This is a genomic window from Paenochrobactrum pullorum (genome assembly GCF_041929845.1).
GTDB classification, from domain to species: domain Bacteria; phylum Pseudomonadota; class Alphaproteobacteria; order Rhizobiales; family Rhizobiaceae; genus Paenochrobactrum; species Paenochrobactrum pullorum.
Genome location: NZ_JBHEEH010000048.1, coordinates 1 through 1,313, shown reverse-complemented (window position 1 = coordinate 1,313; position 1,313 = coordinate 1). Strand labels below are relative to the sequence as shown.

At 49.4% G+C, this 1,313-nt stretch carries 1 protein-coding gene; it reads right to left on the bottom strand.

The annotated features are described in order from the left end of the window. Positions 1-97: 97 nt before the first annotated feature. Positions 98-1,251, bottom strand: a protein-coding gene (locus JNC77_RS17545) for an IS3 family transposase (RefSeq protein ID WP_374834798.1) whose coding sequence is annotated in 2 segments (ribosomal slippage) — positions 98-990 and positions 990-1,251 — 1,155 coding nt in all. Because the reading frame shifts where the segments join, the coding sequence is not laid out codon by codon here. Between the last annotated feature and the right edge of the window lie 62 nt (positions 1,252-1,313).

The following is a 1,313-nucleotide window of genomic DNA, read 5'->3' as shown; positions in this document are numbered from 1 at the left end:
GACACATGCCTGCACTCGACCAGCTTGTCAGAAATATCAAAAAACATCTTGCCAAACGGAGGCCGTCCACACATGCCCCGCTTTAGTGGAGAGACTTTCACTCAGCGAATGCGTTGTTGGCCTCGAATGCTATTGGCGACTTATATCCGAGCGCTGAATGTCGCCGGATTGGATTATAGAAGCCATCAATGTATCGGCCAAGGGCTTTTTCAGCAACCGCTCGCGTTTGGAAACTCGTACGCCAGACCATCTCTGATTTGATTGTTTTAAATACGGCTTCGACCATCGCATTATCATAACAATTCCCTTTAGCGCTCATTGATGCGACGATGCCGTGACTGGCCAATCGTTCTCGATAGTCATAAGAACAATATTGGCTGCCCCTGTCCGAATGCTGGATCAGCCCGGCGGGTGGCCTGCGAAGAGCAATCGCACGATTTAAAGCCGTCAATGCCAGATCTTTTTTGAGCCTGTCACTTGTTGCCCATCCAACAATACGCCGTGAGAATAAATCCAGCACAATTGCCAGATAAAGCCAGCCCTCAGCGGTCCAGATATAGCTGATATCAACACCCCATTTCTGATCTGGGCCAGTGCATGCAAAGTCCTGATCAAGAAGGTTGGGGGCAATGAGACCACTATGGTTGCTGTCTGTTGTCTTCTTGTAGCGCCGTTTTTGTAAGGCTTTCAGCTTATTATCCCTCATAAGCCTGGCAACGCGATGACGGCCAACATTAATACCAGCCTCCTGGAGTTCCACATGCATGCGTGGAGATCCGTAGGTTTCATGCGATGCCTTAAACTGAGAGCGTATATGGGCCAATAAGATCATATCCCTATTCTGCCGGGAACTGGCTGGATGTCCTCTCCATGCAAAATAGCCACTTTCACTGACACTAAGAACTGAGCAGAGCCGACAGACGGGGAATTCCTTCTTCGCATCATCGATGAATTTAAACCTCATCGACTTCCCTCCTTGGCGAAAAAAGTTGCAGCGCGTTTTAATATCTCGCGTTCCTGCCGAAGGATCTCGTTTTCCTTACGCAGTCGCACCAATTCTTTAGTCACATCCTCGTGTGGTCCAGACAGAAGATCTGCCTCATGAAACTGCCGTTTCCAGCGCGCCAGTGTAGAGAGCCCAACACCAAGGTCTGCCGCGACCTGGCTGATTGTCCGCCCGCTAGTTGCAATCAACCGGACGGCCTCCTTCTTGAAATCATCCGTAATAACGGGGCGTTTGCTTTTACTCATAGGGTTCTCCTGTTGACTCAAATGTTAACAGAAAATCCCTCCATTTTATCCGGGCAAGTCCA